General features: G+C 61.8%; 3 protein-coding genes and 1 pseudogene. 2 read left to right on the top strand and 2 right to left on the bottom strand.

Annotated elements, in window-relative coordinates:
* Positions 1 to 1,157, bottom strand: a 1,157-nt coding sequence (locus tag QMC91_RS09850; RefSeq protein ID WP_300238065.1) for a radical SAM protein, incomplete at its 3' end; no start/stop codon positions are given.
* A 140-nt stretch (positions 1,158 to 1,297) separates the two neighbouring features.
* Between QMC91_RS09850 and QMC91_RS09845 the strand changes: the two are divergent.
* Positions 1,298 to 1,561, top strand: a pseudogene (locus QMC91_RS09845) (NAD(P)/FAD-dependent oxidoreductase); the annotation flags it as partial.
* Here QMC91_RS09845 and QMC91_RS09840 read toward each other — a convergent pair.
* A complete protein-coding gene (locus tag QMC91_RS09840; RefSeq protein WP_300238064.1) occupies positions 1,547 to 2,356 on the bottom strand; it encodes a TrmB family transcriptional regulator in 810 nt (269 codons plus the stop codon). The pseudogene QMC91_RS09845 and the gene QMC91_RS09840 overlap by 15 nt on opposite strands.
* Positions 2,357 to 2,420: 64 nt before the next feature.
* Between QMC91_RS09840 and QMC91_RS09835 the strand changes: the two genes are divergently transcribed.
* Positions 2,421 to 3,133 (top strand): DUF2115 domain-containing protein (locus tag QMC91_RS09835; RefSeq protein ID WP_300238063.1); only part of this gene is annotated, 713 nt, incomplete at its 3' end.

Below are 3,133 nucleotides of genomic sequence, written 5' to 3'. Positions count from 1 at the left end.
TCCCCCTCCGGTTCGATGCTGCAGTAGATCCTCCCCGCACCGCAACCACCGATGAAGTCGGCGAGGAGTGCCGTCCGACCCTGGATCGCACCCCCGGCGTAGAAGTGACCGACGGGAACCCCGCCCCCCTCTTCCTCAAGCGCCACAGAAGCAAGCTGTGGCGCCGTGGAAAGAACCTCAGGGCCGCTGCCCTCCCGCGTCCGGGCGAGGGCGTAGTGCAGCAGGTCCCTCCGCTCATCGGGAGATATGTCCTGGTCGACCATCTCCACCCCCCTCCCCGTCGGGATGAAGTTAAAGCACATCAACCGTTTCACACCGAGGTCTGAGGCAAGCCGGTAGATATCCGGGACCTGATCGTAGTTTGACCGGGTTACCGTGGTTGCAATACAGGTATAGAGACCTGCCTCCACACAGTTCCTTATACCCGCGATGGTGCGGTCAAACGCCCCCGGCATCCCGCGGAACGCGTCATGACTCGCCGCGTCCTTGCCGTCAACCGATATCTCCACATACTCGATACCGGCATCACGTATCCGCCCGGCCATCTCCGGGGTGATGAGCGTTCCGTTGGTGGCGAGCGCCACATAGAGGCCGTGTTTGCGGGCATGGGCAGCCACCTCGAAGAAGTCCTTTCGCATCAGCGGTTCCCCGCCGGAGAAGGCTATCACAACCACGCCGGCATCCGCGAGTTCCTCCACCAGACGTTTTGCCTCTTCGGTATCGAGCTCATGGGGGAGCGCTTTCTGCGCATCCTGGTAACAGTGGGTGCACCTCAGGTTGCAGCGGTGGGTGAAGTCCCAGACCACAAGGAAGGGGGCGTTCACGATCTGAGGTATCGTGATACCGTAACGCGCGATCCCCTCAAGCACGTTCTTGAGTCCCCGCACGAAGACCGGCTCATTGAGCCCCTTCTTTATATCGTCCTCGTTCACCCCGAAGACGCGGCTGCTCCGGTGGAGGGTATACCCCACCATCCGGCCCGCCAGCCTGCACCTCCAGCACAACCCTTCACTCGAACCCTGGTAGTAGCGGATGGCGTTGGTAAGACGATCCCCGCAATCATCATCCTGCGTAACGAAGCGGAGCACGCTCCGGGAAACCGGGTTCCCGAGCCACCGCCGGACCGCAGGAAGTACATGAATACGATCATCTGACAATCAGTATCACTCCTGCAGTGCCCTCAGGACGTTATCGTTCTGGGAGACGCTCTGGATACACTCTCCCCCCTGAGAATACTTAAGGATTGTTGACGCCGGGGTGAGGTTGCCGGCGGCCCCCGGATCGACGACTCTGTGGCGAGAGTTACCTCCGGGACCTCGGGCTTCTCGGGACAGCAAAAGGCTTGACGGTCATCTTCGGTGGCAACTCAGGCGGCCGCCCCCGGACCGGAGATCTCGTCGCAAAAGACCTCACACCAGATGAGGCGCTCGACCTCGTCCGCCGTCTTCTGGAGTACTACCGCGACAACGCAGACGCGGGAGAGAGGACCGCACGGTTCGTCGAGCATGTCGGTTTTGATACCATCAGAAAGGGATTGAAACCGCCTTCATCCACCGGATGACGGCGTGCCGCCGATACAGTCGGCGTTTGCGATCATCCGGTTCACAAACTGCCTCTGGACACAGGTTATGAACGGCAGGGTTATCACCACTGCGTTTCGGAGACCGTCCTGGCGGTAGATGATCATGCAGACGCGGTCATCAGCGATGAAGATGTAGTCGAGCTCGAACGCCGAGCCATCCACCGGGATCGGCCCGCAGTATATCCGCTCAAAGATCTTCTCCTGGAAGAAGGGGCAGAAAGGCCTCGGGATGTATAGAGAGGCGTTCCCGAGCGGTTTTGCGATCCCGCGCTTCCCGTTCGGGAGGAGGACGCTCACCGGGTGGTCCCGCGAGGCATCCGCAATCTGGCGGGAAAACTCCCCGATCTCCCGGTAGTCCAGGCAGACTACCGCAAGGTCGCGGGAGAGACCGGCAAAGAGCGACTCCAGGTGACGCTCGATCCCCCACTCCCCCTGAACGTATCGGATCGGCGAGTTCTTCGACCGGGCATCGAGCGAGAGGGTCGCGAGTCGCTGCAGCGCCGCCGTCGCCGCGGTATCGAGATCGCCCGAGAGGCGGCGGACGACAAAGGCCGGATCGGCCGGGATGTAGACGTGCGGGTTCCCCCGCCGGACGGTGATGAAACCCCGGCCGGCAAGCCCTTCGGCGATGTCGTAGACCCGTGGACGCGGCACTCCGCCAGCCAGGTGTATCTGGCGGGCGCTTCCCTCCCCCATCCCCACAAGCGTGGCGTAGACCCGGGCCTCGTAATCTGTCAGCCCGAGCCTCGTGAGGTTGCGGATCAGGCCATCCATAGTTGTTACTATGAGAGTTACACGACTCTTAAACCCTCACACAGATCATACTCCTCCAGGGAGAATGCCAGAAACGATCATCGAACGAATCCAGAGGTTCTTCCACCGGGACCGCCAAACCGACCAGAGAACTCGCGATGAGGCCATACACCTGCTGATCGACTCATTCAGTGAAGACGGCAGGGAAGTTGCAGGGCGCCGGGGGCAGGTGACACTGGATGGCATCCAGGCTACCTGCCGCCGGATGCAGGCCGCAAGGACAAAACGCGACCTGCTTTTGATCATCGCCGGCGAAGTAACGAAGTTTGACCTCCACGACCTCGAGACGATCTACGCCAGGTTCGAGCGCAAGGTAGACCACCTCCCCGAGGGCTACCGCGACCGCCTGCTTGGAAGCGTCCGCGACGAGATCTTTTTGGCACACCACCGCCTCATCCTCCTCTCCCGTAACGGCGGCGACGAAGACTGGCTGGATGAACCGCCGCCCCCTCTGCTTGGCGCCTACTGCACGATGCTTGTGGAGGCCTGCACGGAAAAGGCGCGGGAGAAGGATCCCGGCCACCTCTACCTGAACTACCTCCTCTCCGCGTTCACCATGTTTGTCATGGGAGAACCCGCCCACCCCGTCGGCACCCCGTTCCCCGGCGGACAGATTGTCGACGAGTGGGAGGGAACCTACCTCTGCCCCGTCAGGGAGAAGGCCGACGACGTGCCCTTCGCCCTCTGTCCTTACTGTCCGGCAGTCCAGAGCACGGAACCGACCTTCCCGGATATGCG

The organism is Methanoculleus sp. (assembly GCF_030019085.1).
In the GTDB taxonomy this organism is placed as follows: domain Archaea; phylum Halobacteriota; class Methanomicrobia; order Methanomicrobiales; family Methanoculleaceae; genus Methanoculleus.
The sequence above is the reverse complement of the archived record's forward strand: the minus strand, read 5'-3'. Positions and strand labels throughout refer to the sequence as shown.